The organism is Halostella pelagica (assembly GCF_004762015.1).
Taxonomy (GTDB): domain Archaea; phylum Halobacteriota; class Halobacteria; order Halobacteriales; family Natronoarchaeaceae; genus Halostella; species Halostella pelagica.
In genome coordinates, this window is the sequence record NZ_SJES01000002.1 from 344,003 (window position 1) to 370,554 (window position 26,552).

Genomic DNA, 26,552 nt, shown 5'->3' on the forward strand with positions numbered 1-26,552 from the left:
AACTCAGACGCGCTTGCCGTCCTCGACGTACGGCAGTCGTTCCGCGGTGTCGCGGATCGCCTCCTCGTTCGATTTCATCAGCGCGGTCGTGTCCCAGACGCCGTCGACCAGCGCCTTCCGCTGGGCGTCGTCGACGGTGACGTCGACGGTCGTCTCTCCGTACGTCACCGTCTCGGCCTCGACGTCGACCTCGATGTCGCCGTCGGGATTCTCGTCAACCCAGTCCTGCAGCGCCTCGATAGTCTCGCTATCGGCCGTAACTGTCGGGATGCCGAGCGCAAGGCAGTTTCCAGCGAATATCTCCGCGAACGACTCGCCGATGATCGCGTCGATGCCCCAGCGCATCAGCGCCTGCGGAGCGTGCTCGCGGGACGACCCGCAGCCGAAGTTGGCGTTGACGACCATGACGTTCGCGTCCTGGTAGCGCTCCTCGTTGAACGGGTGGTCCTTCTGGTTGTCGTCCTCGTCGAACCGCAAGTCGAAAAACGAGAACTGGCCCAGGCCGTCGAACGTGACCACCTTCATGAACCGCGCCGGGATGATCTGGTCGGTGTCGATGTCGTTGCCGCGGATCGGGACGCCGGACCCGGAGACGTAGTTGACCTCGGGGATTTCGATGTCGTCGCTCATGCGGAGGTCACCTCCTTCAGGTCGCGGACGTCAGTGACTTCGCCGTTGACCGCCGCCGCGACGACCATCCGGGGGTTCATCAGGACGGTCCGACCGTCCTTGCTTCCCTGTCGGCCGACGAAGTTGCGGTTCGACGAGGAAGCGCAGGCTTCGTCGCCCTCTAGCTGGTCCTCGTTCATGCCGAGACACATCGAACAACCGGCGTTGCGCCAGTCGAATCCAGCCGCCTCGAAGGTCTCTTTCAGCCCCTCCTCCTCGGCGGCCCGCTGGACGCGCTGGCTGCCGGGGACGACCATCGCGCGGACATCGTCGTGGACCTCTCGGCCTTCGACGATGCGCGCCGCGCGGCGCAGGTCGGGCAGGCGAGCGTTAGTGCAGGAGCCGAGGAAGGCGACGTCGATGTCGTACCCTTCCATCGTGTCCCCGGGTTCGACGCGCATGTGTTCCTGGGCGCGCCGGGCGGTGTCTCGTTTCTCCTCGGGCAGGGATTCGGGTTCCGGGATCGGTTCGGTGACGCCGACGCCCTGGCCGGGCGTGGTGCCCCAGGTGACGACAGGTTCGAGTTCGGAGCCGTCGATGGTGACGACGTCGTCGTACTCGGCGTCCTCGTCCGAGCGAATGGACTCCCAGTACTCCGTTCGCTCCTCGAACGCCTCGCCCTCTGGGATCTCGTCGCGGCCTTCGAGCCACTCATAGGTGGTCTCGTCGGGGTTTACGTACCCCGCGCGAGCGCCGCCCTCGATCGACATGTTGCAGATGGACATTCGGCCTTCCATGTCGAGGTTCTCGATGGCCTCGCCGGCGTACTCGTACACGTATCCGACGCCGCCCTCGGTGCCGAGGCGTCGGATGATCTCGAGTATGACGTCTTTCGCCTCGACGCCGTCCGGTAGTTCTCCCGTCACCTCGATCTTCCGGACCTTCTGTTTCTCCATCGCGATGGTGCCCGTCGCGAGCACGTCCCGGATCTGGCTCGTGCCGATACCGAACGCCAGCGCGCCGAACGCGCCGTGTGTCGACGTGTGGCTGTCGCCGCAGACGATAGTCGTTCCGGGCTGGGTGAGGCCCTGTTCCGGGCCGATGACGTGGACGATCCCCTGATCGCCCGTCGTCGGGTCGGAGAAGTCGATGCCCGCATCGCGGACGTTCTCCTCCAGTTCGGCCATCATCTCCTCGGCGGAGTCGTCACCGTAGGGCCGTGACTGGTCCGATGTCGGGACGATGTGGTCGACCGTCGCGTGTGTCAGTTCGGGGTAGGCGACCTCGAGTTCGCGCTCGCGGAGCATGCCGAACGCCTGCGGGCTCGTCACCTCGTGAATGAGGTGGAGGCCGACGAACAGCTGGTCCTGACCCGTCGGGAGTTCGGTCACCTTGTGGTTCTCCCAGACCTTGTCGTACAGCGTGCCCTGACTCACGCGAACCACCCGGCTACAGCGAGCGTGTGGTCGGCCGAGGCTAGACTATCGGAACTCATTCTTCGGTCACGTGCTCCGTTACAGCCTCGTCCTCGTCGTCGTCGGTGTGTTCCCGGCCCCGTTCGAAGACGCGGTTCGCACCCTCGCCTTCCGGGTCGTCGTGGCTCACGTCGCGCATCTGGTTTTTAGACTGTTCTTCCGTTTCTTCCGGCTCCGCCTCCGCTTTTCCTCCGTCCGCCGCGACGGTGGGGCCGCGTCGGAACAGTTTGCCGGCTGTGCGGTCGTCGTACGGATGCGTGTGGTCGACGTCGTTCATTTTAGTCATCTGCTCTCACCTGTTCTTTATCGGTTTCCTCGGCTTCGTCTTGGGCTTCGGCCCACGCGAACAGGTCGCGCAGGCGCTCGCCGACGTTCTCGACATCGTGGTTCTTCTCGGCCTGCCGAAGCTGGGTGTAGCTCGGGCGGCCGGCCTGGTTCTCCGCGATCCACTCCCGGGCGAACTCGCCGGTCTGGATCTCTTCGAGCGTCGCCTCCATCTTCTCGCGGGCGTGGTCGTCGACGATCTCGTCGCCCTTGACGAGGCCACCGTACTCGGCGGTGTCGGAGACGGAGTCCCACATCTCGCCGAGCCCGCCCTCGTACATCAGGTCGACGATGAGTTTCAGCTCGTTCATGCACTCGAAGTAGGCCATCTCGGGACTGTACCCCGCGTCGACGAGCGTTTCGTAGCCGTGCTTGACGAGGCTGGTGACGCCGCCACAGAGGACGGCCTGCTCGCCGAACAGGTCAGTCTCGACCTCCTCCTGGAACGTCGTCTCGATGACGCCCGCACGGGTACAGCCGATCCCCTCGGCGTACGCCAGCGCCTCCTCCTTGGCCTCGCCGGAGACGTCCTGATACACCGCGATCAGTCCGGGCGTCCCCTGATTCTGCTCGTAGTTCCGGCGAACGAGGTGGCCCGGCGACTTCGGCGCGACCATCGTCACGTCGACGTGCTCCGGGGGCTGGATCTGATTGTAGTGGATGTTGAACCCGTGGGCGAACTGCAGGGTGTCGCCCTCGTCCAGTTCGTCCTCGATGGCCTCGAAGACGGCGGGCTGGACGGTGTCGGGCACGAGGACGGAGACGATGTCCGCCGCTGCCGCCGCGTCGTCCGGCGTCGCGACCGTCAGTCCCTCGTCCTCGGCGGCCGCACGCGAGGAGGAGTTCTCTCGCAGGCCGACGACCACGTCCACACCGCTCTCGTGTAGGTTGAGCGCGTGGGCGTGGCCCTGGCTACCGTAACCCAGGACCGCTACGGTCTTGTCGTCGATCGCCGCACTGTTCGCATCCTCGTCGTAGTATACCGTGGTGGTGAATTCCTCTGTCATTGGTGTCGGTGGGGGGTGAACGCGTTCGTCATCTCGTTTCCTCCGCGCCCCGTTCGAGCGCGGCCGTGCCGGTGCGGACGACCTCCAGTATCTCGAACCGGTGGAAGGTGTCGACAGCGGCCTCTATCTTCTGTCTGCTTCCCGTTATCTCGACGGTGACCGTCTCCTGGCTGACGTCGACGGCCTCGCCGCCGTACATCTCGGCGACGGACTGGACCTGGTCGGGCTTCTCGCCCGACACCTTGATCAACGCGAGTTCGCGCTGGGTGGCGTCGGTTTCCAGTTCCGTCACCGAGACGACGGGGATGAGCTTCTCCAGTTGCTTTTTCGCCTGTTCGATGCCCGGTTCGGGCTCCTCGATGACGAGGGTGATCCGGGCGCGGTTTTCCTCCTCTGTGGGCCCGACCGTGAGGCTCTCGATGTTGAACTGCCGCCGGGAGAACAGCCCCGAGACGGCGGCCAGCACGCCTGGCTCGTGTTTGACCGTCGCCGACAGCACGGCGCGCTGGGCCTCCGGCTCTGCCTCGACCGCGGGGTCGATGCGAGCGCCCTGAGAGTTGCGGCGGCCGTCGGGATGTGGCCGCGCACCCGGATCGGGTCCGGGGAGCCCTCCGGTCATCGTCTGCCCTCCGTTCGAGCGATTTCGACAGTCGTCAGCGGTGGTTCGGCGTTCGTCATAGCTGGTCCAGATGGTCCGTTTGCAGTGCGAACTTCCCGTTTTTCCCGCCGCTGGGAACCATCGGGAAGACGTTCTCCTCGGGGTCAATGTGGAAGTCGATGACGGCGGGCCCGTCGTACTCGACCGCGGCTTCCACCGCGTCCTCGACGCCGTCGTAGTCCGCGACGGTGAACCCGCGCGCGCCGAATGCCTCCGCGAGTTTCGCGAAGTCCGGACACCACGAGTACTCCGAGGCCATCCGTCGGCCTTCGAAGAAGCCGTCCTGCCACTGTCGGACCATCCCGACGTACTCGTTGTTCAGGACGGCCACGGTGATATCCAGGTTCTCGCGGACCGCGACAGACAGTTCCTGCACCGTCATCAGGAAAGAGCCGTCGCCTTCGAAGCAGACGACCGACTGGTCGTCGTCGGCCGCGAGACGAGCGCCGATGGCGGCCGGCAAGCCGTACCCCATCGTGCCCAGACCGTGCGAAGAGACCCACGTCCGGGGCTCAGTGTAGGTCCAGAACTGGAACGCCCACATCTGATGCTGGCCGACGCCGGTGGTGACGACGGTGTCGTCTTCGGTCGCCTCGTCCAGCACTTCGACGACGAACTGCGGCTTCAGCGGCTCGTCGTCGGGTGTGGCGTAATCCATCGGGTACTCTTCCTTCCATGTCCCGACCTGCTCGCGCCACTCGGCATAGCGGTCGGCGGGGTCGGGGCGGTTATCTAACTCGTCGTCTAGCTGGTCTATCACACGCCCGGCGTCGCCGATCAGCGGGTAGTCCGCGTGGATGTTCTTCGATATCTCGGCCGGGTCGATATCGACGTGGATGACCTCGGCCTCCGGCGCGAACGAGTCGACGCCGCCCGTCAGGCGGTCGTCGAACCGCGTGCCGACGCCGAGCAACACGTCGCAGTGGGTGACCGCCATGTTGGCGTACCCGGTGCCGTGCATGCCGGCGACCTCCAGCGAGAGCTCTTCGTCCTCGGGGAACGCCCCGATTCCGGGCATCGTCGTGATGACTGGGATCTCGTACTCCCGTGCGAACGCCCGCAGTTCGTCGGTCGCCTCGCCTTTTATAACGCCGCCGCCGGCCAGGATAACGGGTTTCTCGGCGGCCGCGAGCGCGTCAGCGGCTGCCCCGACGGTTCCCTCGTCGGCTTCCTCCGGCGGGTTGTACGTGTCCGGCGTCGTCGTCTCGCCGGAGTTCGTTTCGGTCTCTTCCTGCGTGATGTTCTTCGGCAGGTCGACCAGCGTCGGCCCCTGTCGACCTTCGTCCGCGACGGCGAACGCCTCGCCGACTACGTCGCCGATGGTTTCCGCGTCGTCGGCGAAGTAGTTCGTCTTCGTGATCGGGTCGGTGACGCCGGTCGTGTCAGTCTCCTGAAAGGCGTCGTTACCGACGAAATCCGTCGGAACCTGACCGGTCAGCGCGATCAGGGGGTCTGAGTCCATGCTCGCGTCGGCGATGCCGGTCACCAGGTTCGTCGCGCCGGGACCGGACGTCGCCAGGCAGACGCCCGGGTCGCCGGAGACGATGCCGAACGCGTCAGCGGCGTGGGCCGCGCCCTGCTCGTGGGCCATTGTGACGTGGTTCAGGTCGGAGTAGTACAGAGCGTCGTAGACGGGCATGATCGCGCCCCCCTGGACGCCGAAGAGGTGTTCGACGCCCGCGCTTTCGAGGGTCGCGACGACCGACCCCGCGCCGGTCGACACGGCCTGTTTCGCTGCCGCTTCAGCGTCCTCAGCGTCGCTCGCTTGCGCCTCCGCCTTCGTCTGAGTGGTCGGTGGAACTTGCTCGGTCATCTGGTCCCTCCTCCGAACGGTGTCGGTCGGTACGGTCCGGACTCCGCGGTTGCCGGTTGGCGGTTTGCGAGGGATGTGGTCGTCGGGCGATACTGTGTGACTGCTGTAGGTGTACTGGACATGGTTGGGGCAGGTGCTGGGTCGAAGGTCGATACGAACGCCGGTCGAGAATGGAGTAGTGTAGGGGCTAGTGTGCCCCTACAATAATCTCGCCGAGAAGAGCTACCAGGACAGCCCCGCCGCTCCGCGACTGCACGGGAGCGGAAGTCAGTGACTGTCTCATTGATAGTGAGGTAGTGAGTTCCGGCAGTATAACTCTTGTGCGAGTCGCAATGATTGCTCACATCGGGTGAACAGTAACACACTTCGCGCGAGCGATGAGTTCCCCGCGGTGCGTGGTGAGTCCGGCGGTGTGAGTAACGACTCCGGCAGTGCGAGTTGTTAGTCCGGCGGTGTGAGTGGTGGACCCCTCGGTTCGAACAGGTGACCCCGAAGGGGTGATCGGATGCGCCCGAGTCGCGGACTGTCCGCTGGCCGATATCGTCTACCTGCCGCTGGCGGACGGGGGCGAACCGGGCGGGCATCATCAGGCGTGGACCTCCTCCTGTTCGCGGTCGACGCCCTCCTCTCGGGCGAACTGTTTCAGGTCGGTCATGGTGACGCGCTGTTTCTCCGCGCCGTAGTCCTTGACGCGTCGAGTGACGGCACGTACCTCGTCGTCGCTCGGGTCGAAGCCCGCGTCCTGCAGGCGTTCTCGTACCGAGTGATTGCCGGTGTGCTTGCCCAGTACCAGTTCCCGCTGTGCACCGACCATCCCGGGCGTCATGACGCCCGGCTCGAAGGTGTCGGAGTTCTCGATGACGCCCGCGGCGTGGATGCCGCTTTCGTGAGCGAACGCGTTGTCGCCGACGACGGGCTTGTTGCCCGGTACGTCGACGCCCGACTTCTCCTCGACTAGCCGCGAGAGCGCGGTGATACCGGTCGTGTCGATGCCGGTGTCGACCTGATAGACGCTCTCTATCGCCATCACGAACTCCTCGTAGGCTGCGTTGCCCGCGCGCTCCCCGATGGAGTTGACGCTGACCTGCGCCTGGTCGGCCCCGGCCTCGATGCCGGAGATGGCGTTCGCGGTCGCCATCCCGAAGTCGTCGTGCGTGTGCACGTCGACGCGGGCGGTCGTGTGCTCACAGACCATCTCGATCAGGTCGTGGAACCGCCGCGGCGTCGCGACACCGCAGGTGTCGGGGACGTTGATCCAGTCGGTTCCCGCCTCGGTGACGGCCTCGATTATCTCGACCAGGAACGCCTCGTCCGTCCGCGTGGCGTCCATCGGCGAGTACATTACTTCGACGCCGGCATCTCGCAGGCGGGAGACGGCGTCGACGGACCGTTCCATCACCTGCTCGCGGGTCGCGTGCATCGAATCCTCTATCTGTACGTCGCTGGTGGACGCGAACACGTGCACCATCTCGACGCCAGCGTCGAGGGCCGCTTCGATGTCCTTGTCGACGACGCGGGCCAACCCGCAAACCGTCGTATCTGTGCTTTTAGCGATGTCGCTTACGGCCTCGAACTCGGCGTCGGAGTTGACGGGGAACCCGGCTTCGATGACGTGAGTTCCCATCCGGTCGAGTGCCGTGGCTATCTCGCGTTTGTCCTCATAGGAGAATGACGTGCGCGGCGACTGCTCCCCGTCACGGAGCGTCGTGTCGAAAACTCGTGCGCTGTCTATCTCGCTAGTGGAATCTAACGTGCCCTGGAAGAACTCGATCCCCCCGGCTTGTACCGGAGGACGAATCCATGGACTGCGTATTGCGCTCAGGCATGGTATCTGTGTAGGGGCCCTTTCCAATATATAAAGGTGTCCCTGTGACAGGTTTCGGCGTATATGTTTCGAACATGATAACACAGTCGTATTCGGCAAATCGCAAGACGTAGACGGCCTTGTTTTCTACATATTCCTTATACACTACGGAAGGCACGGAGGGAGATGAACGACGTCATCGATAGTGATATTGAATAGTTTCCGCCTAGAGCCGTAAAATAATCCGTGCGTGAACTCGCACGCGCTTCGAGCGGTGCAGAGTGATCAGTTGCGGACTGTCGATGACAGTCCGGCCGTCACGTAGAAAACTGTCGGAGACACTCGCTCCGACGCTCCGGAGGAAGGACCGAATAGGGTAGGACGTGGCCAAACGGTGGAGGGTTGGCCAAACGGTGGGGGTTGGGCCGAACGACGAGTCCGTTTTGATTGAGCAGTTGGCCCGTTCAGGCCCGCAACTAAGCCGCTGGATGTGGTACGTCCGTGGGGATGACGAGCGATCAGGTAACGCAGTTACTCAGAAAGGCGTACGGGGACGAAATCGAGACGGTGATGAACTACTTGACCAACTCAATCGTGCTGGACGGAGTCAGCGCCGAAGAGGTCAAAGAGAGCCTGGAAGCGGACATTCAGGAGGAACTCGACCATGCTCGGATGATCGGCCAGCGACTGAAGCAACTAGACCAGCGGCCGCCGGCGTCGATGGACTTCCAGGCTAACCAACAGAGCCTCCAACCGCCCGAGGATAGCACGGACGTCCTCTCGGTTATCGAGGGGGTTCTGGAGGCCGAGGAAGACGCTATCGAAACGTATCGCTCCATCATTACCGCCGCCGAGGATGCCGACGATCCGGTGACTGAGGACCTCGCCGTCACCATCCTCGCTGACGAGGAGGCCCACCGAACCGAGTTCCGCGGGTTCCGGAAAGAGTACCGGAACGACTGACCCAAATCCCCGCCGAACGGTTCTGTGGGGCGAGGATTTTTCTCATGGGGGGACGACCCCGAAGTATGAGCGACTTCAGTCTCGACCTCAGGTCGGTCGAGGACCACATCGAGGATGAAGACGACGGGATGGGGGCCGCGCGGATCGAACTCGGCGTACTCGACGGGACGACGCCGGACGAGGAGTGGATCGAAACCATCGAACAGGGAACGATACTCGTACTAAACGTCGAGGGAGACGTGAACGAACTCGCCGCCGGGTTCGCACGCGACGTGAGAGACGAGGGCGGCGAACTCGTTCACTTCAGGGGGTTCTTGCTCGCTGCGCCACCCGGCGTTCACATCGACACGGACCGGTTGGAATAGCAGTCGACCGTTCGTATCGCGACGGCGTCCGCCGGTGCCTCGGTCGGACTGTCGGATTTCGGTATCGGTCCGTGGAGCTCTGAAGCGGTGCTGTAACGTCGACGTGGTAGGGGTGTCGACAGGGTAGGAGGCGTCGACGTGGCAGTAGGTGACGACGTAGTAGGAGGATCGATGCCGGGCATCACTCACGGTGTGGTTTTTTCCAGCGTCCGCGCGTTCGTGTTCGTACAGACATGGACGCCGTTGTTCTCGCCGCCGGGGAAGGGTCGAGACTCCGACCGCTGACTGACCAACGACCGAAAGGACTCGTCGATGTCGCCGGTAAACCGCTGTTGACGCACTGTTTCGATGCGCTGGTCGACATTGGGGTCGACGAACTCGTCGTCGTCGTCGGCTATCGCAAGGCCGACGTTATTGACCACTACGGCGACCAGTACGGCGGCGTACCGATAACGTACGTCCACCAGCGGGAACAGTTAGGACTGGCGCACGCACTGTTGCAGGCCGAACCGTACGTAGACGACGACTTCGTGTTGGTCAACGGCGATAACGTCTTTCGCGCGGATCTGACGACGGTGGTTGACCGGCATCGAGAGAGTGAGTCGGAGGCGACGCTCCTCGTCGAGGACGTTACCGAAGAGAAAGCCAAAACGACAGGTGTCGCGGAAACCGGGGCGGACGGTACGCTCGTTTCGCTGGTCGAGAAACCGGACGATCCGCCGTCGACGCTCATTCAGACCGGGTTTTTCGTCTTTTCGACCTTGATATTCCACGCCTGTCATTTAGTCCAGCCGAGCGACCGGGGGGAGTACGAACTAACCGACGCCATCGGCCTCCTGATCGGAAGCGGCAGGACGGTCGAGACGGTCGAACTCGACGGTTGGCGGGTGAACGTCAACACGGAGTCCGACATCGAAGGGGTCGAACGACAACTCGGCCAGTGACCCGACGAAGCTTTTGCTATCACGTCGAGCGCTTACACTCGTTCGACTGCTGACACTCGTTTGAGCACTCACCCCGTTCATCCGTCCTATACTCGGTAGATTTGTAGATGCGGCGGACCCGAACGAGTTGCTACGTTGCCTTCGGGACAGTCTCGCGGATCTGGACAAGAACACGATCTGGCCGGACACGAACTCGAGTAGATAGCTGTGACGATCCCTCAGACACCCACCCCACGTTTCCGATGCTTTGAGAGAGATAGAGTGGGGGTAGCGGAGTTCTTCGGCCGGGAGTCGACGAAAGATGTTCGTTTCTAGCTTACCGCCGAATAATCTGAATATTATTTAGAAAAGCTTTAATATGTCATGTTGGAAATAGTCCACTAGCCGAATAAAAGAGCCCAGATGAAGATCGATCTTCGTGCGGATCTGACGACAGTGTCAGTGGTTTCAGTGTTCTTCGACGCGAGAGAGAATAGAGTAACTCGCGTTAATCCGGTCGAGCAAAACACGGACGCTCTCTCGGATACCCTTCAGGTAGAAAGACGAGAATGGTGGGAAAAACGAGAGCCGATGCAGGACTATCGGGACTTACAGGACTGAGTGTCGGTCTACTAAGCCTGATTCTCCCGCGATTGGTGGACTGATATCCTCGAAAGCATCGGAAACGAGGGGTGTGACAGTCAAGGCATTCGATACGATGGGGATTCGTAACTGACCGATCTTCCCCCCGGCCTTCTCGACCGGAAGCATCGGAAACGTGGGGTGGGTGTAACTGGTTCCCGTACCCACTATCTGTGACCCGGTAGCATCGGAAACACGGGGTGGGCCTCCAGTTCAGGGGAAAATCCCGATCCAGAACCGATCCGAACCGTGAGATCATCCGGCGTGTTCTGTACGCCGAAGCATCGGAAGTCCGGGGTGGGCGAAACCGCGTAGTTTATCAGTGACCCATCGATTGAGGGATACGATGGGAAGTCGAGAGTCAGCGGACATCGCGAAGGAAGTGTTCGAGCAGGAAGACCAGATCTTCGCGAACAAGCAGCTCTTGAGCATCGGGCACGTCCCCGAACCCGACCGGATCGTCGGCCGCGACGACGAGATCCGCGACCTGGCCGAGCAGTTGCGCGGCGCTATCGAGGGGTACTCCCCCGACAACGTCATCGTCTACGGGAAGACGGGGACCGGGAAATCGCTCGTTTCGAAATACGTGATGGGACGTGCGCAAGACCTCTCGGAGGACGACGTCTCGGTCGGAACCGCGTATCTCGACTGCTCCGAGGACAACACCGAAACGCAGGCCGTCTCTTCGCTGGCCAACACGTTAAACGAAGAGATCGAAACGGACATTTCCGTCCCGCAGACGGGTCTCAGCACGTCGAAATACTACAAGCGCCTGTGGCAGATACTCGACCGGCGCTACGACGTGATGATGGTGATCCTTGACGAGGTCGACCTGATGGCCGACGACGACCTCCTGATGAAACTCTCCCGCGCCGAGGAGGCGAACAAGGTCGACTGCCACATCGGCGTCATCGCGATAAGTAACAAGATCCAGTACGCCGAGAACCTGAACGAACGGGTCAAATCCAGCCTTCAGCACAAGGAACTGTTCTTCCAGCCGTACGACGCGACGCAACTCCGCGAGATCATGCGAAACCGCGCGGACGCCTTTCAGGAGGATGTGCTCACCGACGACGTGATCCCGCTCTGTGCGGCGTTCGCCGCACAGGAACACGGTGACGCCAGAAAGGCGATCGACATCCTTCGGCACGCGGGCAAGATAGCCTACAAGAACGGCTCAGACGTCGTTACCGAAGAGCACGTCCGCGACGCCCAGCAACTCGCTGAGAAGGACCGCTTCCGCGAACTCATCGACGGCGCGCCAACCCAGGCCAAAACTGCGCTCCTCTCGCTCGCTGAACTCTCTCTCAACAACGACACCGAGGCGTTTCCGACGCGTGAAGTGTTCAAACAGTACCGCGTCATCTGCGGTGAGATCGACATGGACACGCTCTCCGAGCGCCGTTTCCGCGATATCCTGAAAGAGCAGGCGTTCCTCGGCATCGTCGATGTCGAAAAACTCAACCAGGGTCTGGCCGGCGGTGTGACCCTGAAGAACCGGCTCATCGAGGATCCGGACATCGTCCGAGAGATCCTGCTTGAAGACAACCGAATGACGCAGTGGGCAGACGACGCCGCATAGTCACAAACCGGTCGCCTCCACTACTGCGACTGACAACCCCTCCACTACCGCAAACGGACGGTTCCAAGCGAGTACCGGAGATGTCGCCGCAAGACAGCTATCGCCAACACTGACCGACTGGTAGTCACACTTCGAACGATTCCCGGTCGAGTGCGACTTTCACGTCCCCGTCGAACCGCCCTTCGACCGCCGCTACCATCGCACCTTCCTTTCCTCTGGTCCCCGGATATAGATGTGTCAGATACACCGTGTCGATGTTTCGTCCGGCGAGCGTCCCGGCTAACTCTGATGGTGACGCGTGGTCACCTCCACCTTCCCCGTCCGGATGCGCGCAGTCGTGCACGAGTACCGACGAACCGTCCGCGAGTTCCGCGACGCTCTCGGTCGCTCTGGTATCGCCGCTAAAGGTGATGCCGTCGGTCTCGGTATCCGACCCATCATCGTCGAACCTGTATCCTAACGTCTGCACGGAGTGGTCTGCCTCACAGGCACGCATCTGGAATCCGGCGGCGTCGAACTGCCCGGGGCCGATTTCCCGAACCGTCAGGTCGGCCCGTTCTTGGACGTTATCGACCGCCAGTAGGTGATCGAGCGTCTCGTCCGTTCCGTTCGGTCCGACGATCTCCAACTCCGAAACTCCGGAGAGTACTCTGGCTTTCACCAGCGAGGGGAGGTCGGCAACGTGATCGAGATGTGTGTGGGTTAACAGTACGGCGTCGACCGACTCGTATCCTGCATCTGTGTCTGCGAGGCGATGGAGAACGCCGCTCCCGCAGTCTACCAGTATCCGTCGGGACCGGTCAGCAGATTCCACAAGCGCACCGCTCTGGTATCTGTCGCCCGTCGGTAATGCGGTGCCAGTCCCCAGGAGAGTAACGCGCATGCGTTGGGTCACTTCCACGGAGACTGGCAAAAGTCTGTGGCCCCGAAACGTGTGTGTGTGGAAAACGCCGTTTCCTCGATCACGACTCTTCATCGGAAAACCTTAGCTCTTCATCGGAAAATCATAGCTCTTCATTGAAATCCACGGCTGAAAGAGAACGCCGACGCGGATCGCGTTTGACCGGAAGCGGTATCACACAACGGAAGTTCAGCAGAACTGCAAGTGGTGGTTGTCGGGGTCGGTGATCCTGACGTTCTCGCCGATCATGGTGACCTTCGAAGCGCGGTTAAGAACCGCGTCGACGGCCACGCCGGGGCTGTCGTCAGTGTCGAAGCCGAGGTCGACGTGAACGCCACCGCGGCCGTCGGCGATCCCCAACTGTGGTTCCCACAGTTCGAGATCGACCGGCCCGCCGAGACGGACTCGTCTCCGGTCTTTCCCGCGGTCTACAGTCTCGAAACCGAGCGACGTGTAAAACTCCTCCGCGCGGTCGAGGTCAGCCACTTCCAGAACGACTTCGAAGATCCCGCAGATACCGTCGCCGTCGACCGGTCGCTGAGCGAGTTCGACGCAGTTACCGTCGGGATCGTACAGGTACAGTGATTTCCCCGACCCGAACTGTCGTTCCTGCAGATCGAACTCTCGACTGAGTCGGTCCCACCAGTACTGGTATTCGTCAGCGGGAATAGCGAACGCGTAGTGAGTGTGCAGACCACCGCGGGGTATCTCCTGCGGACGCCGGAGAATCAGAGTACTGTCTCCTGCCCGCAGTTCGACCTCGCACTCGCCCTCGCGTTCGACCGTCATATCAAGCGCCTCGGCGTAGAACTCCCTGGCTCGGTCGATGGATTTCACTTCGAGGGCGAGCCACCGCAGTCCGCTGAGCATACCGTCACTACTTCCGGCGGTGACTTAATATCTCGGCAGAGATTCAACAAGCGGCCGTTACCGGGCTGAAAGGCGATTTTGACGACCGTTTATACACCTCGAATCCCTGTGTCCGTGTATGTCGCCTACAGGTGACGGCCGAACGAGCGGCTTCCGAGAAACTGACCGCTGGAACGGTGGCGTCGGGTGGATCGCTCACCCCGACGAAACCATGCAACGGGCCAGTCACGCACTCGTAAACGACGGTGATGTTTGGCTCGTCGACCCAGTCGACTGTGACGGCCTGGACGACCTGATCGCTCCGTTCGGCGACGTGGCAGGAGTCGTTGTCCTTCTCGACCGACACACGCGCGACGCCGACGCCCTCGCATCCCGCCACGACGTGTCGGTCCATCTCCCGCGAACGCTCAGCGGCGTCGCCGAGGATATCCACGCGCGAACCAAAACGTTCGATAAAACGCTTGGGAACACGAACTTTCACGCGATATCCGTCGTCGATAACCCGATCTGGCACGAAGTGGCGCTGTACGACGCCGATTCGCGAACGCTCGTCGTTCCGGAAGCCGTCGGGACCGTCGACTACTTCCGGACCGGGTCGAAACGCCTCGGCGTGCATCCGATGCTTCGCGCACTGCCGCCGCGTGACGCACTCAGCGGCCTGGTTATCGACCGGTTGCTCGTCGGTCACGGCGAAGGTGTGTCGAAAGACGCCGAGAAAGCTCTGGACGCCGCGCTCCGCAACGCTCGACGGACAGCGCCGGAACTCTACCTCAAAAACGCCAAGAAACTACTGCCGGTGTAACAGACGCCGTCAGGGTCCCGCGCGGCGTCTCCGATTACGTCGTCGAGTTCTCGGACACTTCGACGGCCGTACCGTTTACCACCGCCGCTTCGGAGACCGTCACGGTTCGTCCACCGACCGAATACTCGCCCGGCTGGGTGATGACGACGCTGAACGTGCCGTTCTCGACCGCCGCCGTCCGTTCGTAGTCGACCGACGTTTCCCCGAGGTCGACGTCTTCCGTTCTCGAAACGTTCACAGTGTCGTTCGACGACGTCGGTCCGGTTACCGTGGCCCCGGAGACGAGCGTGAAGACCTTTCGAGTGCCGTCGTCGGTAGCGTACACCGCGCGGTAGTGGTCGGTGTCGACGCCATACTCCTCGTGAAGTCGGTAGTACATCGCGTCCTCGGAGACGCTATCACCTATCGTTCGGTCAGCGGTAACGACGTACTGGACCCGACCGTCGAGTCGTTCGTACCACTCGGTTCCGTTCGTCGCCGCGAGGAACCCGTCGTAGTTCGAGCGTGCGAACCCGTACGATCGGGAGTCACCGCTCGCGAACGCGTTGTACATCCGGTTCCGGTCCCACTGGCTGAACACGTACCGTTCGTTTTCCGCCAGTCCGCGCTCGGCGGCGTCGCCCTGGATCCACGTCGCCGCCTGATAGGACTCCGATTCGACAGTGAGGTCGTTCGTGAGCAGGGGCGTCAGGAACGCGCCGAGACCCGCTATCAGCACCGTTACCGCAAGGAGTAGCCCGAGGCTACGGCCGTCTACGTTGCCGATCTGGACTGTCGAACGACTCGCATCGTTCCGGTTCTCCCCGAAGTCCGAACGATGATTGTCGGTATCATCGCTCCCGGAGAGACACGCGGGGCGACGTGCGAGGTCGACCACGCTCGCGAGGTGGACGAAGCCAACGCCCGCGAAGACGGCGACTGGGACCGCGAGGGCCCCCGCGAACCGGACCTGAAGGGTTCCGAGGACCAGCAACAGGCCCACGAACGTCGACGCGGCCAGCCAGTCCGGACGGTCGCGCGATTCGGCGACCCACACGCCCCAGACCGCGTAAGGCAGCGCCAGAAAGAGCACGAGACCGAAGTAGAAGATCGGCGCGAACGGCCCGCCGAGGTCGGCGTCGAACAGCGACGCCGTCTCTACGATCTCGCTCTGGCCGGCTTTCAGCGCGAGACGCTCCGTCTCCTCCCGGAACTCCGTTGCGAACTCCGGGAACTGCGTCCACGCGATGGCGAAGACGCCGACCGACGCGGCGGTTAGAGTACCGCTCGCGGCCTTCCACGAGAGGCCCGCTCTGTGACTCCCCTCGCCGACGAGCGCCGCCGCGAGCCCACCTCCGAACAGGAATACGGGCGTGAGCGCGACGTAGCTCGCTTGCCACTGCCACGCCCCGTGGGCGGCCCAGACCAGTGTGGCGGCCAGGCCGGCAGCGGCGAGCGTCGGTGCGACGCCGCGAAGCGGCGACCGGCCGGCGCGCAGTTCCAGCAACGACCGGGCCAGCAGGTAGAGTCCGGCCGGCAGTATCAGAAGCGGTCCGGCGTTCCACGCCAGCACCTGCGCGGCGAGCGCTCCTCCGAGTAGAACCGCCCAGGGGGCGGCACGAGCGGTAAGCGACCGCGGCGACAGGTCCCTGTCGACGCTCGCGAGGCCGACGAGGGCGTACAGCGACACGGCGACGATCATGTAGTCGAACGCGTGGTGGTCGCCGAAGCCCACCGCAGACCGGTAGGCGTGAATCGGCATCACGGCGAGCAAGCCCGTCGCGGCGAGTCCGATCCGCGCGTCGTCCGTAAGGCGGACGGTTGCCCCGTACACGGCTAGCCCCGTGACCAGAGCAGCGACGACTGGATACCACGCGAGTACGAGGTCAACCGCGCGGGCATCACCGCCGACAGCGAGCGTCGCGGTCCAGAGGACGGCGACGAGCAGGGGCTCGCCGTTCAGGACCCCCTCGGGAACCGCGAACGGCCCCGCGCCCTCGGCGACGAGTTCGAGAAGCCAGTAGCGGTAGAAGTACGGATCGTTCGCGAGCAGAACGATGTCGCCGTCTCGGAACACGCTCGGATAGGCGACGAGACGGAAGGCGGCGACGAGAGCGAGTGCGGCGACGATCCCGACAACGGTGTTGCGCGACGGCGACGGAAGACGCTCGCGAAGCCTCGATAGCTCGTCCGCCACGCCGCGTCCGTTCGCGGCCGCGTTCGTCCCCGCAGTGGCGCGGTCTCCGGTCGACGCCGACTCCGAACGGTGCGAACCCTCTGGGGACGACTCGCCGTCCAGTGCCGCCCGGACTGCCGTCGGGTCGGCCAGTCGATACTCGTCGCCGACGCGTTCGACCACGTCCCGCGAGACGAGTTCGCCGAAGGTCCCGGAATCGGCAGAAACGTCGTCGAACGTCCACGTCTCCCGACGCTCGTCGACGTCCAATATCTCCCGGAGGGCGGACTCGAACTCGGGGCGGCCCGCGAGGAGGTCGGATATCTCCTCACGCGGAGCAGTCATGTTCTGCCGGAGAGTTCACACTCGCATAAATCCAACTACTCCGCGTCGCGACCCGCGACGGTAGTCCGCGCTCCAGCTCGGACGGTGTTCCACCCCGTACTAGGCGACACAGGGGAACCCCGACATCGTAGCCAGTTCACTCACTCAGAGCCGCCGAACACGCGTCGGTTTAGCGTTCCGACGATGAGCGCCACGAGGAGCGCGACGCCGAGTACGGTCGAGTCCGATGAGACGTAGAGGTTCGGCGACGGCGGGTTCCACGGGACGGGGTACAGCCAGTCGCCCGCCCGTCCGTCGGCGTACTTCCGCATCCCGTCGAGGACGAGCGCAGAACAGCCACCGGCCACGAGAAGACAGTACGCGCGATATCGTCGCTCACCGAACAGGAGCGCGATCGCGCCGGCGACGAGGAGAACGCCGCCGAGCGTTCCGACGGCACTCACGTCGAACGGGACGCCGAGTACCGTCTCGATCGTCCCGCTACCGACCACTATCTCGACTTTGATCAGGTCGGGATCGCCGCTCCGCCGGTGCCGACTGCGATCCACTCGTCAGTTAACCAGTCCGCCTGCCAGCTCGCGACGGTGAAGGCGGCGTACGCGACGAGGACGTGCGAGAGCAGATCAGCCATCAGCGGTCCCCCCGATCAATCACGGTTTCTCACCTCGAACGCGACCGTCTCCAGGTTTATCCGCCAGTGTCGGAAGAAGAGGCCGAGAACGAGCGCCGCTCCGGCGACCGAGACGGCGTACTTGTACAGTTTCGAGCCGCCGCTCTCGTTGACGACGACGGTCCGCGAGACGCGGAGCGTCCGCTCGGCTTCGAGCGTACCGTACGCCTGCACCGTGCCGCCCGGTTCGACGGTCGTGCGAAACTCAGCCAGCGTCATCGTGAACGCCCCGCCGTCGTGATCCACCCGGAGACGCGCCGTTCCGGCGTCGCGGTCGACGCTCTCGACGGTGCCGATCAGCAACGCAGTCTCCCCGACGTGCCGGTCGTAGTCGGCATCGATATCCTCAGCCGCGGGGTAGGGGTCCCGCTGGTCCTCTGTGACCTCGTAGTGGACGCAGAGCCCGCCGATCGCCCCGACAAGGAGCAGAAACATCACTCCGCGTCGGATCGGTGACATACCCGACGTGTCGTGAGAGTCGAAATGAGCCTGTCGGTTTCATAGGGCTGTTAGAACTGTGTCACGATATTCGCCGCCCCCGCGTCGGCGAAATACTGAACTGACGTACAACGGGCCCTATCAGAGCAGGAGTACGACGCCGCCGAGCGTCGCCAGACTGCCGAGGCCGAGACAGACGGCCCAGAAGTCGACGCGTTCGACGACGCGCATGAGGGCGTCGATGGTCAGGTAGCCGACGATCGCGGCGGCCGTCAGGGCGACGAGCGCGGGGAGGGGGTCGACGCTTGGGATCCCGCCCTCGTCGAGAACCGTCAGCGCGCCAGCGCCGAGGGCGGCGGGCACGCTGAGCAGGAACGAGAGGCGGAACGACTCGGGACCGTCGTGGCCGCGCAAGAGTAACGCCCCGACGGTCGTCCCGGACCGGGAGACGCCAGGGAGGACGGCCAGCCCCTGCAGCGCGCCCACGAGTACCGCGTCAACGAGTGTGGGGGTCGTCCGCGTACTGATCGGTTGTTCGTCGGCGAGGCGCTGGAACACTCCGGTCGCAACGAGCAAGACGCCGACGCCCGCGACGAACAGGCCACCGCTCAGTTCGCCGACCACGTGGTCGAGCGTGAGATACGCGAGAAGGCCCACGCAGAAGGAGGCGAACGTCGCGATCACGAGAAAGGAGAGGTCGGCAGTTTCGCCGTCGAACGCGTCGGATGCTCGCCAGTCAGGAGCGAGGCGTACCGCTTCCAGTATCTCTTCGCGGTAGTAGACGGACGCCGAGAGCGCGGTCCCGACGTGTAGGAACAGGGAAAACTGGACGGCAGCGCCCGGTGAGGAACCAACGGCGGTGAGAAAGACGGCGACGTTGCCCTCGCTCGATATCGGCAGCCACTCGAAGATCCCCTGAAGGATTCCGGCGACGAGCGCGACGAGCGTGGCGCGGTCCATGCGCTACTCCGCTCACCCGTCGGAGAAATGTCTTCGGATCCTCGGTGAAAGCGGGACATCACTTCCGACGTGGGCGCGATACCGCTTCCAATGCGTGGGGAGATCCCCCGACTGCCGCGCGAGAACACCTCTGACTGCTGCGCGATAACGCCCCTGGCCCCCGTGCGATATCACCGCCGGCGAAATCACGAACCGGCGATACATCTTTGCCGCCTGCCGTCCGAACACGAGTGTGGTGTACGTTACCCGCGGTCTCGTAACGGTCCTGCTCGATATCGCCCGCGACGCGGAGCCGGGGTCCGTCACAGCGAGACTGGCGGTCACGGACGCAAGCGAATTGACGGGGGCGGACGACCTGCCGCCGGAGGCACCGGTGTTTACCGATTTCTATCTCCCGGACAGCGGCCGGTCGGTCACGGCGGTGTTCGGAGTGGACCTCTCCACGCCGTCTGGCCAGACGCAGGGCCGGTTCGTCTCGCACCCCCAGGGGGATCTCGAAGTGTCCCGAACGGACGACCTGGCACAGGTCGTGTTCGTTGCAGTCCCGCCCTGGGAGGCGGAGACCCTCGCTGCGTTCGACCGCCGGGGCCGCCGCCAGGAACTGACGATCGTCGACGCAGAACCGCCGCAGGACACGATAGCGTGACCGTCCGATCGGGCGCAGCGTGATGCGGCGGTAGTCGGATGCGGCTCACTCCGTATAGCTGGGACCTTGATTCTCTCCAGACAGCCGAGAACCTCGTTCACTCCAGATAGCCGAGATCCTGTAGCTGGTCCGTTATCTCGTCGAACTCGGCCTCCGTCAGTTCCCCCTGTTGCTGGTGCTGGATGACGATGCTCCGGAGGAGAAACCGGACGAGGTCGCTCGTGCTCTGGAAACTCGTCCCCTCGATGGTCTCGTCGACGCGGTCGGCGAGGTCTTTCGGGATCGAGACGGTCGTGTAGTCAGTCATACCAGAGATGCGGGTCGGCCGACCGAAAGGTTTTGCGTCCCGCAGAGGGCAGGTCCGGCGTTTCAGCGAACTTTTTTGCCGCGGCGTTCGTATCCGCGAGCATGGGAGTACGACCGCCCGCGAACGACGACGGTGACGAACCCGACGCGGTCGAGTTCGGTATCGCAGCGGTCGACGCGAGACTCGACGGCGTGGACGTGACGTTCCCGGCGACCAGAGGCGACATCGTCGGTGTGCTGAATCACCCCGACGTGCCGTACGACGCGACCGGGCGCACCGTTTCGCTCGCAGACGCCATCGAGGAGACGGGCCGACGGGAGTTCGAGTCCGAACAGGACCTCCTGAACGCTCTGCATCCGGTCTTCGAGAAACACCGATCGTCACCCGCGGGCATCATCGACCAGGTGAAGGCGATGCTCCCCTTCTAGTCGTCTCCGGGTTCGGATTCGACGTGTTCGCCTTCAGGTTCGGATTCGACGTGTTCGCCTTCAGGTTCGGATTCGACGTGTTCGCCTTCAGGTTCGGACTCGACGTGTTCGCCCACTGGGTCCGTTCCCGTCTGTGCGGGTTCGTCACGCATCCCAGGCGAATCAGTCCGCTTTTGCTCAGTCTCGATCCGCTCTAACCGGTGCATCTGGTCGCGATGTAGCGTCACCATCACGTCCGATAGGACGCCGAAGATGAGCAACTGGACGCCGAACAGGACGAAAAACGCGGCGACGATGGCGATCACTTCGTGGCTCACGCCCCGAGCGAACCATTCGTAGCCGACGTACGCGGCGAGGCCGCCGCCGATCAGACCCCCCGATAGCCCCACGCTGCCGAAGTAAAACAGCGGGTTGTTGGTTTTCGCGAGGCGATACAGCGTCAGGATGATCGTGCCGCCGTCCCAGAGTGGGTGGAGGTTCGTCTCGGACGATTCGGGCCGAGCAAGATAGCTGATCGGGACCTCGGTTATCTCGACGCCGTTTTTCACGCATTCTACGGCGAGTTCCGTCTCGATGCCGAATCCCTCGGAGTTCAGACGAAGGCGGTCGACCGATTCGTGGGTGAACGCCCGGTAGCCGCTGAGGATGTCGTACTGTTCTTTCCCGTGGATGTAGTGGAACGCGCGGTCGATGATCCCGTTTCCGAACTGGTTGAGGCTAGTCATCGCTCCCTCCTCCATGTCGGCGAAGCGGTTGCCGATGACGTGTTCCGCGTCGCCCGCGAGCAACGGTTCCAGCATCGTCGGCGCGTCCTCCGGGCGATAGGTGCCGTCACCGTCGAGCATCAGTACGTATTCGCTGTCGATGTACGAGAGCGCTTCCTGGATCGCCTGTCCCTTTCCTGACCCGGACTGCGTTACGACGCGAGCGCCGTGCTCTTCGGCGATCTCTCGGGTCCCGTCCGACGAATCGCCGTCGATGACGAGGATGGTGTCGAGTCCCTGGTCGCGAAACCCGTCGATGACCTCGCCGATAGTAGCCGCCTCGTTCAGTGTCGGGATCAGCACGCATACGTCCCGGTAGTCCGCCATTACCGTGACTCCGATCCACGGGCGCAAAAGGTTTGCTTTCACAGATATCGGTCGTCGGGCGAGTCCGTCCACTTCGATAGATCGCTCGACAGAGAAAGATCGCTCGGCAGTTCATCAGTAGCGCACTCGCCGTCACCATAGAACGTTCCTAGGCAGTCGCCCGGTGTACAATCGAACCTCGTAGAGTCGTCAGTCGTAGAACCGTCTGTCGTAGAACCGTCAGTTGTCAGCCGTAGAACCGTCTGTCGTAGAACCGTCAGTTGTCAGCCGTAGAACCGTCAGCCAGACAGTCACCAGTCGTACATCCGTCTGTCCGTCGTGCAGTCACCGACCGAACGTCCGGTTAGTCGTCCGCCGCCTCGCGACGCTCGCTCAGGTGTTCCCAGATCTCGGTACACCCGCATCCGTCGTCGACGTCGTCGAGGTGGTCGTCGACCCTGCACGCTTCCGGTTCGTCTTCGGGTGTACCGTCGGACATAGTTACTCAGTTCGTGAGTAACAAATGTGGAGCGGGACATAAACCTTTGGGAGCAACGGCCGATTTACGTGGGATGGGTCTCAATCGGTGTCTAATGGCCGCACGTGACCCAACAGAACTTCTCGAACAACTCGATCTGAAAGAGTACGAGGCGACTGCGCTGTCGCATCTGCTCTCCGCCGGCCGGACGACTGCGCCGGACATCGCGGAGGCGACAGGGATTCCGAAGGCTCGCATCTACGGCGTGCTCGACTCGCTCGCGGAGATGGGATACATCAAGGTGTATCCCGGTCGGCCGAAGGAGTACCAGCCGAAACCGCCGGAAACGATCCTCGAACGGGTGAAGGAAAACCGTCGCCAGGAGTACGAACGGTACTGTAACGAGGTAGAGGACCTCCGCGACGAGTTCCTCGCGGAGTTCCGCCCGCGGTTCGAGCAAGCGGACCAGGACCGTTCGCCCACTGCCGAACTGTTCTACGTCGTCGACGTGGGCGAGCCAAGCGAATCGGAGACGCGGCAGCTGTACAACTCGGCGACTGACGGCGTCCACGTCATCACGAACAGCTTCGAGTACTTCGACGGGATCGAATCCGCCTTCAGCGACGCGGTCGACCGCGTCGGCGTCGACGTTCTCTTCCTTCACCCGCGGCACCTCCCCGAGGAGAAACAGGAGATCCAGGCGGACATCGTCGACCGGATCGCCGAGGAGTACCCGCAGGTCGACATCCGTTTCTCCGAGGAACGGCTCCCGTGGCGCGGGACGTTCGTCGACCCTAGCATGGAGTACGACAGCGGGAAAGCCCTCTTCCTCGTCGAAGAGCGCGACGTACCGAACCACAGACGGCAGGCGGCGATCACCGAGAACGGATCGTTCGTGGCGGGAATGAAACGGTATTTCGACCTCATCTGGGAGTACGAGAGCGTCACCGAGTACCCAGAGTAACGGTCCGCACTGGTCGCATACGGAACGATTTCCCACGGACTGATTCTCGTATCGACCGCCGCAAGCGCTCGGCCGAGAGTGTCTCGACTGACGAGGTCGCATCGACTGTGGACCGTATTCCTACTGTCGAGTGTGCACCGTCTGTCGAATACGCATCGATTGCCGAGCCCGTACCGACTGCTGGCCGTAGACCGGCTATCGAGGACGCACCGTCTGTCGTCCACTATCGGGTGATCTGCGGCCTCAGCCCTCGAAACATTGTATGGCAGACAAAAGGCTTATGAACCAAGTTACTCATATCCTGAGTAACTATGACGGTTCTCGTCACCGGTGCAGATGGCTACGTCGGTTGGCCGACCGCTCTCAGACTGGCGCGACGACTCGACGAGCGAGTCGTCGGCGTTGACAACCTCGCACGGCGCGATTGGGTAGAAGACGCGGGGAGCGTCTCCGCGGTCCCTGTCGACGACCCGGAACATCGTTTCGCAGCGGAACCGAACCTGAGTTTCGTCTACGCCGACCTGGCGGACCGTGACGAAGTGACGCAGTTGCTCGACGTTCACGAACCGCACACGGTCGTCCACGCGGCGGCCCAACCGAGCGCGCCGTACTCCCAGATCAACGGCGAACGTGCGCTGTACACGCAGCGCAACAACCTCTCGATGAACGTCAACCTGCTCTACGGCCTGAAAGAGGCCGGTCTGGAGGACACGCACTTCATCGAGACGACCACGACCGGCGTTTACGGCGCGCCCGAGTTCCCCATCCCCGAAGGCGGCGCGACGATGGAGAACCAGGGCGAGCGAGACGACGTGCCGTTCCCGGCGATGGGCGGGTCCTGGTACCACGTCACCAAGTCCTTCGACAACGCGAACGCGCGCCTCGCCAACACGCAGTGGGGACAACCCGTCAGTGACGTCCGTACCGCTATCGTCTTCGGGACCGAAACCGGGGAGACGGAGGAACTCGAACTGCCGACCCGGTTCGACTTCGACTACTACTTCGGGACCGTGGTCAACCGCTTCTGCGCTCAGGCCGTCGCGGGCTACCCGCTCACCGTCTACGGCAAGGGCGAACAGCGCAAGCCGATGGTAGGCCTCCGCGACACGGTCGAGAGCCTCGCGACGCTCGTCGAACGCGGTCACAGCGACAGCGGCGACGTCGACGTGTACAACCAGGTCGCACGCCCCGTCTCGATCATCGAACTCGCCGAGACCATCCAGGAGGTGGGCGAGGAGTTCGACCTGGACGTGGAGATCACCCACGTCGAGAACCCGCGCGACGAGGACGAGGAACATAAGATGGAGATGGAAAACGAGGAGTTCGGTGACCTCGTCGGCGAACCGCAGTCGCTCGAAGCGGGGATCCGCGACGTGTTGACCACGCTGACCCGCCACGACGGCCGGATCACCGCACACGAGGACCGGTTCTTGCCGGAGGTGTTGCTCGATTAACGTCCTCGTCACGGGGGGCGCAGGCTACGTCGGCAGCGCCCTGTTGCCGGTGCTGGACGAGGAGGCCCACGAGATACGGGTCCTCGACGACTTCTCGCTGTCCTCGCCGCGAAACCTGCTCGACGCGCCCGCCGTGGAGTTCGTCCGCGGCGACGTCCGCGACGAGGAACGGGTGCGAGAGGCCATGGCGGGCATCGACGCGGTGATCCACCTCGCGGCGATCACCGGCGCGGCCCAGACTCACGACATCCGGGAAGAGACGTTCGACGTGAACCTCGGCGGCACCGAGACGGTCCTGCGGGCGGCGGAGGACGCCGGCGTCGACCGGGTCGTCCTCGCCAGTTCGTGCAACGTGTACGGCGAAACGTACGAGACGGACCTCGACGAGTCCTCCCCGACTGACCCCGGAAACCCCTACGCGGAGTCCAAACTCGCCGCGGAGGACGCCTGTTTCGACGCCGACGTCGAAACCGTGGCGCTCCGCCTGGCGACGAACTACGGGTGGAGTCCGGGCGTCAGGTTCAACCTCGTCGTCAACTCCTTCGTCTTCCGCGCCACGATGGGCGAACCGTTGACCGTCTACGGCGACGGTCGGAACTGGCGGCCGTTCCTCCACGTCCAGGACACCGCCCGTGCGTTCGCGGCTGCCCTCCACTGGCCGGAAGGCCGATACAACGTCGGCGAGGGCAACTACCGTATCGAGGACATCGCCGCGGCGGTGGCCGACGCGGTCGGTACCGAAGTGGAAACGGACTACCTCGAAGACGAGGACCCGGGGCCGTCGTACAGCGTGACGTTCGACCGCATGGCGGACCGAGAGTTCGTCCCCGAGTACTCCCTCCACGACGGCATTACGGACCTCTCGAACAGGTTCGACGGACCGGCGAACTGACGAACCGTACGACGAAAACCCACAGAAGGCCTTTCCGATACCACATTGAGAACCCATACATGACAGAAACGCACACCGTAGGCGTGACCGGGGCCGCGGGCTATATCGGCTCCCGCGTCACGAAGATACTGCTCGACGCCGGCCACGAGGTCGTCCCGATCGATGACTTCTCGACCGGCGACGTCGAGGAGATAGACGGGCTACCCGTCGAGAGCGTCGACATCCGCGACCGCGACGCGCTCCGTACCGCCTTCAGCGACACGGATGCGATCATGCATCTGGCCGGCATTAGCGGCGTTCCGGACTGCGAAGAGAACAAAGAGCGGGCGTTCGACGTCAACGTCGGCGGCACCGAAAACGTCGCGTGGCTCTGTCACGAGTGGGGGACGCCGCTCGTGTTCCCCTGCAGCATGGCGATCATCGGCGACCCCGTCGAGTTCCCCATCTCGTCCGACCATCCCCGGAACCCGCTTAACTTCTACGGGCGGAGCAAGGCGCTCTCCGAGGACGACATCCATCAGCTCGCCGACGGGCAGTTCCCCGCACACGTGTACGTCAAATCGAACCTCTACGGCCACCACGAACTCGGCGGCCGCGAGATCGGCAAGAACACCGTCATCAACATCTTCGTCGACAAGGCGCTCTCCGAGGAACCGCTGACCGTCCACGAACCCGGCACTCAGGCCCGCGACTTCATACACGTGAAAGACGTTGCCCGGGCGTACGCCCACTCGCTCGACGAACTCGTCGGGAGCGACGACGGCGCGACGACGTTCACGCTCGCGAGCGGCGACGACCGGAGCATCAAGGACATCGCGGAGGTCGTCCAGGCTACCGTCGCCGAGGAGCGCGGATACGAGGTCCCTATCGAGATGGTCGAGAACCCCCGAGAGAGCGAGACGGACGTGAGCGATTTCACCGTCGACACGAGCGAGGCCGAGACGGCTATCGGCTTCGAGGCCGAGTACGACGTGGAACGCGCGGTCCGGGAGATGATACGATGACCG

At 63.4% G+C, this 26,552-nt stretch carries 28 protein-coding genes; 11 read left to right on the top strand and 17 right to left on the bottom strand.

Annotated features, from left to right (window positions below):
• Positions 1–3 precede the first annotated feature (3 nt).
• The 7 genes from leuD to EYW42_RS06195 all read right to left on the bottom strand — a co-directional run bounded on the left by leuD (position 4) and on the right by EYW42_RS06195 (position 7,717).
• Complete coding sequence (gene leuD, locus EYW42_RS06165; protein WP_135534377.1) at positions 4–630, bottom strand: 3-isopropylmalate dehydratase small subunit; 627 nt, start codon at positions 628–630, stop codon at positions 4–6.
• A complete protein-coding gene (gene leuC / locus EYW42_RS06170) occupies positions 627–2,045 on the bottom strand; it encodes a 3-isopropylmalate dehydratase large subunit (protein ID WP_135534378.1) in 1,419 nt (472 codons plus the stop codon). The genes leuD and leuC overlap by 4 nt, the downstream gene beginning before the upstream one ends.
• 55 nt (positions 2,046–2,100) lie before the next feature.
• Positions 2,101–2,370: a hypothetical protein gene (locus EYW42_RS06175; protein WP_135534379.1), complete on the bottom strand. Its 270-nt coding sequence runs from the start codon at positions 2,368–2,370 to the stop codon at positions 2,101–2,103.
• Positions 2,363–3,415 carry a ketol-acid reductoisomerase gene (gene ilvC, locus EYW42_RS06180; protein ID WP_135534380.1) on the bottom strand — a complete coding sequence of 351 codons (1,053 nt, stop codon included), beginning with the start codon at positions 3,413–3,415 and terminating at the stop codon, positions 2,363–2,365. Before ilvC ends, EYW42_RS06175 begins: the two co-directional genes overlap by 8 nt.
• A 28-nt stretch (positions 3,416–3,443) precedes the next feature.
• The gene (gene ilvN / locus EYW42_RS06185) at positions 3,444–4,034 is read right to left on the bottom strand and encodes an acetolactate synthase small subunit (RefSeq protein ID WP_135534381.1); all 591 of its coding nucleotides are present in this window, start codon (positions 4,032–4,034) and stop codon (positions 3,444–3,446) included.
• A 55-nt stretch (positions 4,035–4,089) separates the two neighbouring features.
• The gene (gene ilvB / locus EYW42_RS06190; protein WP_135534382.1) at positions 4,090–5,886 is read right to left on the bottom strand and encodes a biosynthetic-type acetolactate synthase large subunit; all 1,797 of its coding nucleotides are present in this window, start codon (positions 5,884–5,886) and stop codon (positions 4,090–4,092) included.
• A gap of 586 nt (positions 5,887–6,472) precedes the next feature.
• Complete coding sequence (locus EYW42_RS06195) at positions 6,473–7,717, bottom strand: LeuA family protein (protein ID WP_135534759.1); 1,245 nt, start codon at positions 7,715–7,717, stop codon at positions 6,473–6,475.
• A 480-nt stretch (positions 7,718–8,197) separates the two neighbouring features.
• On the opposite strand from EYW42_RS06195, the gene EYW42_RS06200 reads away from it, so the two are divergent.
• The 4 genes from EYW42_RS06200 to EYW42_RS06215 all read left to right on the top strand — a co-directional run bounded on the left by EYW42_RS06200 (position 8,198) and on the right by EYW42_RS06215 (position 12,165).
• Positions 8,198–8,653 (top strand): ferritin-like domain-containing protein, encoded by a 456-nt coding sequence (locus tag EYW42_RS06200; RefSeq protein WP_135534383.1) that lies wholly within the window; start codon positions 8,198–8,200, stop codon positions 8,651–8,653.
• 65 nt (positions 8,654–8,718) lie between these two features.
• Complete coding sequence (locus EYW42_RS06205; RefSeq protein ID WP_135534384.1) at positions 8,719–9,018, top strand: DUF5779 family protein; 300 nt, start codon at positions 8,719–8,721, stop codon at positions 9,016–9,018.
• A 233-nt stretch (positions 9,019–9,251) separates the two neighbouring features.
• On the top strand, positions 9,252–9,962 hold the full coding sequence (locus EYW42_RS06210) for a sugar phosphate nucleotidyltransferase (protein WP_135534385.1): 711 nt from the start codon (positions 9,252–9,254) through the stop codon (positions 9,960–9,962).
• Positions 9,963–10,929: 967 nt separating this feature from the next.
• Complete coding sequence (locus EYW42_RS06215; protein ID WP_135534386.1) at positions 10,930–12,165, top strand: Cdc6/Cdc18 family protein; 1,236 nt, start codon at positions 10,930–10,932, stop codon at positions 12,163–12,165.
• Positions 12,166–12,289: 124 nt separating this feature from the next.
• Here the strand turns inward: EYW42_RS06215 and EYW42_RS06220 are convergent, their stop codons facing one another.
• Together EYW42_RS06220 and EYW42_RS06225 are read right to left on the bottom strand one after the other, a co-directional pair.
• On the bottom strand, positions 12,290–13,048 hold the full coding sequence (locus EYW42_RS06220) for an MBL fold metallo-hydrolase (protein WP_135534387.1): 759 nt from the start codon (positions 13,046–13,048) through the stop codon (positions 12,290–12,292).
• A gap of 207 nt (positions 13,049–13,255) precedes the next feature.
• Positions 13,256–13,936, bottom strand: a complete 681-nt coding sequence (locus EYW42_RS06225; RefSeq protein ID WP_135534388.1) for a VOC family protein — start codon at positions 13,934–13,936, stop codon at positions 13,256–13,258.
• 118 nt (positions 13,937–14,054) lie between these two features.
• On the opposite strand from EYW42_RS06225, the gene EYW42_RS06230 reads away from it, so the two are divergent.
• On the top strand, positions 14,055–14,738 hold the full coding sequence (locus tag EYW42_RS06230; protein ID WP_135534389.1) for a hypothetical protein: 684 nt from the start codon (positions 14,055–14,057) through the stop codon (positions 14,736–14,738).
• Between the two features lie 34 nt (positions 14,739–14,772).
• Here the strand turns inward: EYW42_RS06230 and EYW42_RS06235 are convergent, their stop codons facing one another.
• From EYW42_RS06235 to EYW42_RS06250, 5 genes are all read right to left on the bottom strand, one after another.
• A complete protein-coding gene (locus EYW42_RS06235) occupies positions 14,773–17,238 on the bottom strand; it encodes an STT3 domain-containing protein (protein WP_135534390.1) in 2,466 nt (821 codons plus the stop codon).
• A gap of 140 nt (positions 17,239–17,378) precedes the next feature.
• Complete coding sequence (locus EYW42_RS06240; RefSeq protein ID WP_310732941.1) at positions 17,379–17,786, bottom strand: hypothetical protein; 408 nt, start codon at positions 17,784–17,786, stop codon at positions 17,379–17,381.
• Entirely contained in the window at positions 17,744–17,869 is a 126-nt protein-coding gene (locus EYW42_RS20420) for a hypothetical protein (protein ID WP_310732942.1), read from the bottom strand. Before EYW42_RS20420 ends, EYW42_RS06240 begins: the two co-directional genes overlap by 43 nt.
• 15 nt (positions 17,870–17,884) lie before the next feature.
• Positions 17,885–18,367 (bottom strand): hypothetical protein, encoded by a 483-nt coding sequence (locus tag EYW42_RS06245; RefSeq protein WP_135534391.1) that lies wholly within the window; start codon positions 18,365–18,367, stop codon positions 17,885–17,887.
• 120 nt (positions 18,368–18,487) lie between these two features.
• Positions 18,488–19,306 carry an undecaprenyl-diphosphate phosphatase gene (locus EYW42_RS06250; RefSeq protein WP_135534392.1) on the bottom strand — a complete coding sequence of 273 codons (819 nt, stop codon included), beginning with the start codon at positions 19,304–19,306 and terminating at the stop codon, positions 18,488–18,490.
• A 232-nt stretch (positions 19,307–19,538) separates the two neighbouring features.
• On the opposite strand from EYW42_RS06250, the gene EYW42_RS06255 reads away from it, so the two are divergent.
• Positions 19,539–19,952, top strand: a complete 414-nt coding sequence (locus EYW42_RS06255; RefSeq protein WP_135534393.1) for a hypothetical protein — start codon at positions 19,539–19,541, stop codon at positions 19,950–19,952.
• A gap of 97 nt (positions 19,953–20,049) precedes the next feature.
• Here EYW42_RS06255 and EYW42_RS06260 read toward each other — a convergent pair whose 3' ends face one another.
• Complete coding sequence (locus EYW42_RS06260; RefSeq protein ID WP_135534394.1) at positions 20,050–20,259, bottom strand: ribbon-helix-helix domain-containing protein; 210 nt, start codon at positions 20,257–20,259, stop codon at positions 20,050–20,052.
• A 101-nt stretch (positions 20,260–20,360) separates the two neighbouring features.
• On the opposite strand from EYW42_RS06260, the gene EYW42_RS06265 reads away from it, so the two are divergent.
• Positions 20,361–20,687 (top strand): hypothetical protein, encoded by a 327-nt coding sequence (locus tag EYW42_RS06265; protein WP_135534395.1) that lies wholly within the window; start codon positions 20,361–20,363, stop codon positions 20,685–20,687.
• On the opposite strand, the gene aglJ is transcribed toward EYW42_RS06265, so the two are convergent.
• Both aglJ and EYW42_RS20310 read right to left on the bottom strand, forming a co-directional pair.
• Positions 20,684–21,778, bottom strand: coding sequence for an S-layer glycoprotein N-glycosyltransferase AglJ (aglJ, locus tag EYW42_RS06270; protein ID WP_135534396.1), 1,095 nt, complete (start codon positions 21,776–21,778; stop codon positions 20,684–20,686). The genes EYW42_RS06265 and aglJ overlap by 4 nt on opposite strands.
• 343 nt (positions 21,779–22,121) lie before the next feature.
• A complete protein-coding gene (locus tag EYW42_RS20310) occupies positions 22,122–22,256 on the bottom strand; it encodes a hypothetical protein (RefSeq protein WP_259371278.1) in 135 nt (44 codons plus the stop codon).
• A 94-nt stretch (positions 22,257–22,350) separates the two neighbouring features.
• Between EYW42_RS20310 and EYW42_RS06275 the strand changes: the two genes are divergently transcribed.
• The 4 genes from EYW42_RS06275 (at position 22,351) to EYW42_RS06290 (ending at position 26,549) form a co-directional block, all read left to right on the top strand.
• Complete coding sequence (locus EYW42_RS06275; protein ID WP_135534397.1) at positions 22,351–23,199, top strand: TrmB family transcriptional regulator; 849 nt, start codon at positions 22,351–22,353, stop codon at positions 23,197–23,199.
• Positions 23,200–23,510: 311 nt separating this feature from the next.
• Positions 23,511–24,653: an NAD-dependent epimerase/dehydratase family protein gene (locus EYW42_RS06280; RefSeq protein WP_135534398.1), complete on the top strand. Its 1,143-nt coding sequence runs from the start codon at positions 23,511–23,513 to the stop codon at positions 24,651–24,653.
• Positions 24,649–25,545, top strand: a complete 897-nt coding sequence (locus tag EYW42_RS06285; protein ID WP_135534399.1) for an NAD-dependent epimerase/dehydratase family protein — start codon at positions 24,649–24,651, stop codon at positions 25,543–25,545. The genes EYW42_RS06280 and EYW42_RS06285 overlap by 5 nt, the downstream gene beginning before the upstream one ends.
• Positions 25,546–25,604: 59 nt before the next feature.
• Positions 25,605–26,549, top strand: coding sequence for an NAD-dependent epimerase/dehydratase family protein (locus tag EYW42_RS06290; RefSeq protein ID WP_135534400.1), 945 nt, complete (start codon positions 25,605–25,607; stop codon positions 26,547–26,549).
• The last annotated feature ends 3 nt before the right edge of the window (positions 26,550–26,552 follow it).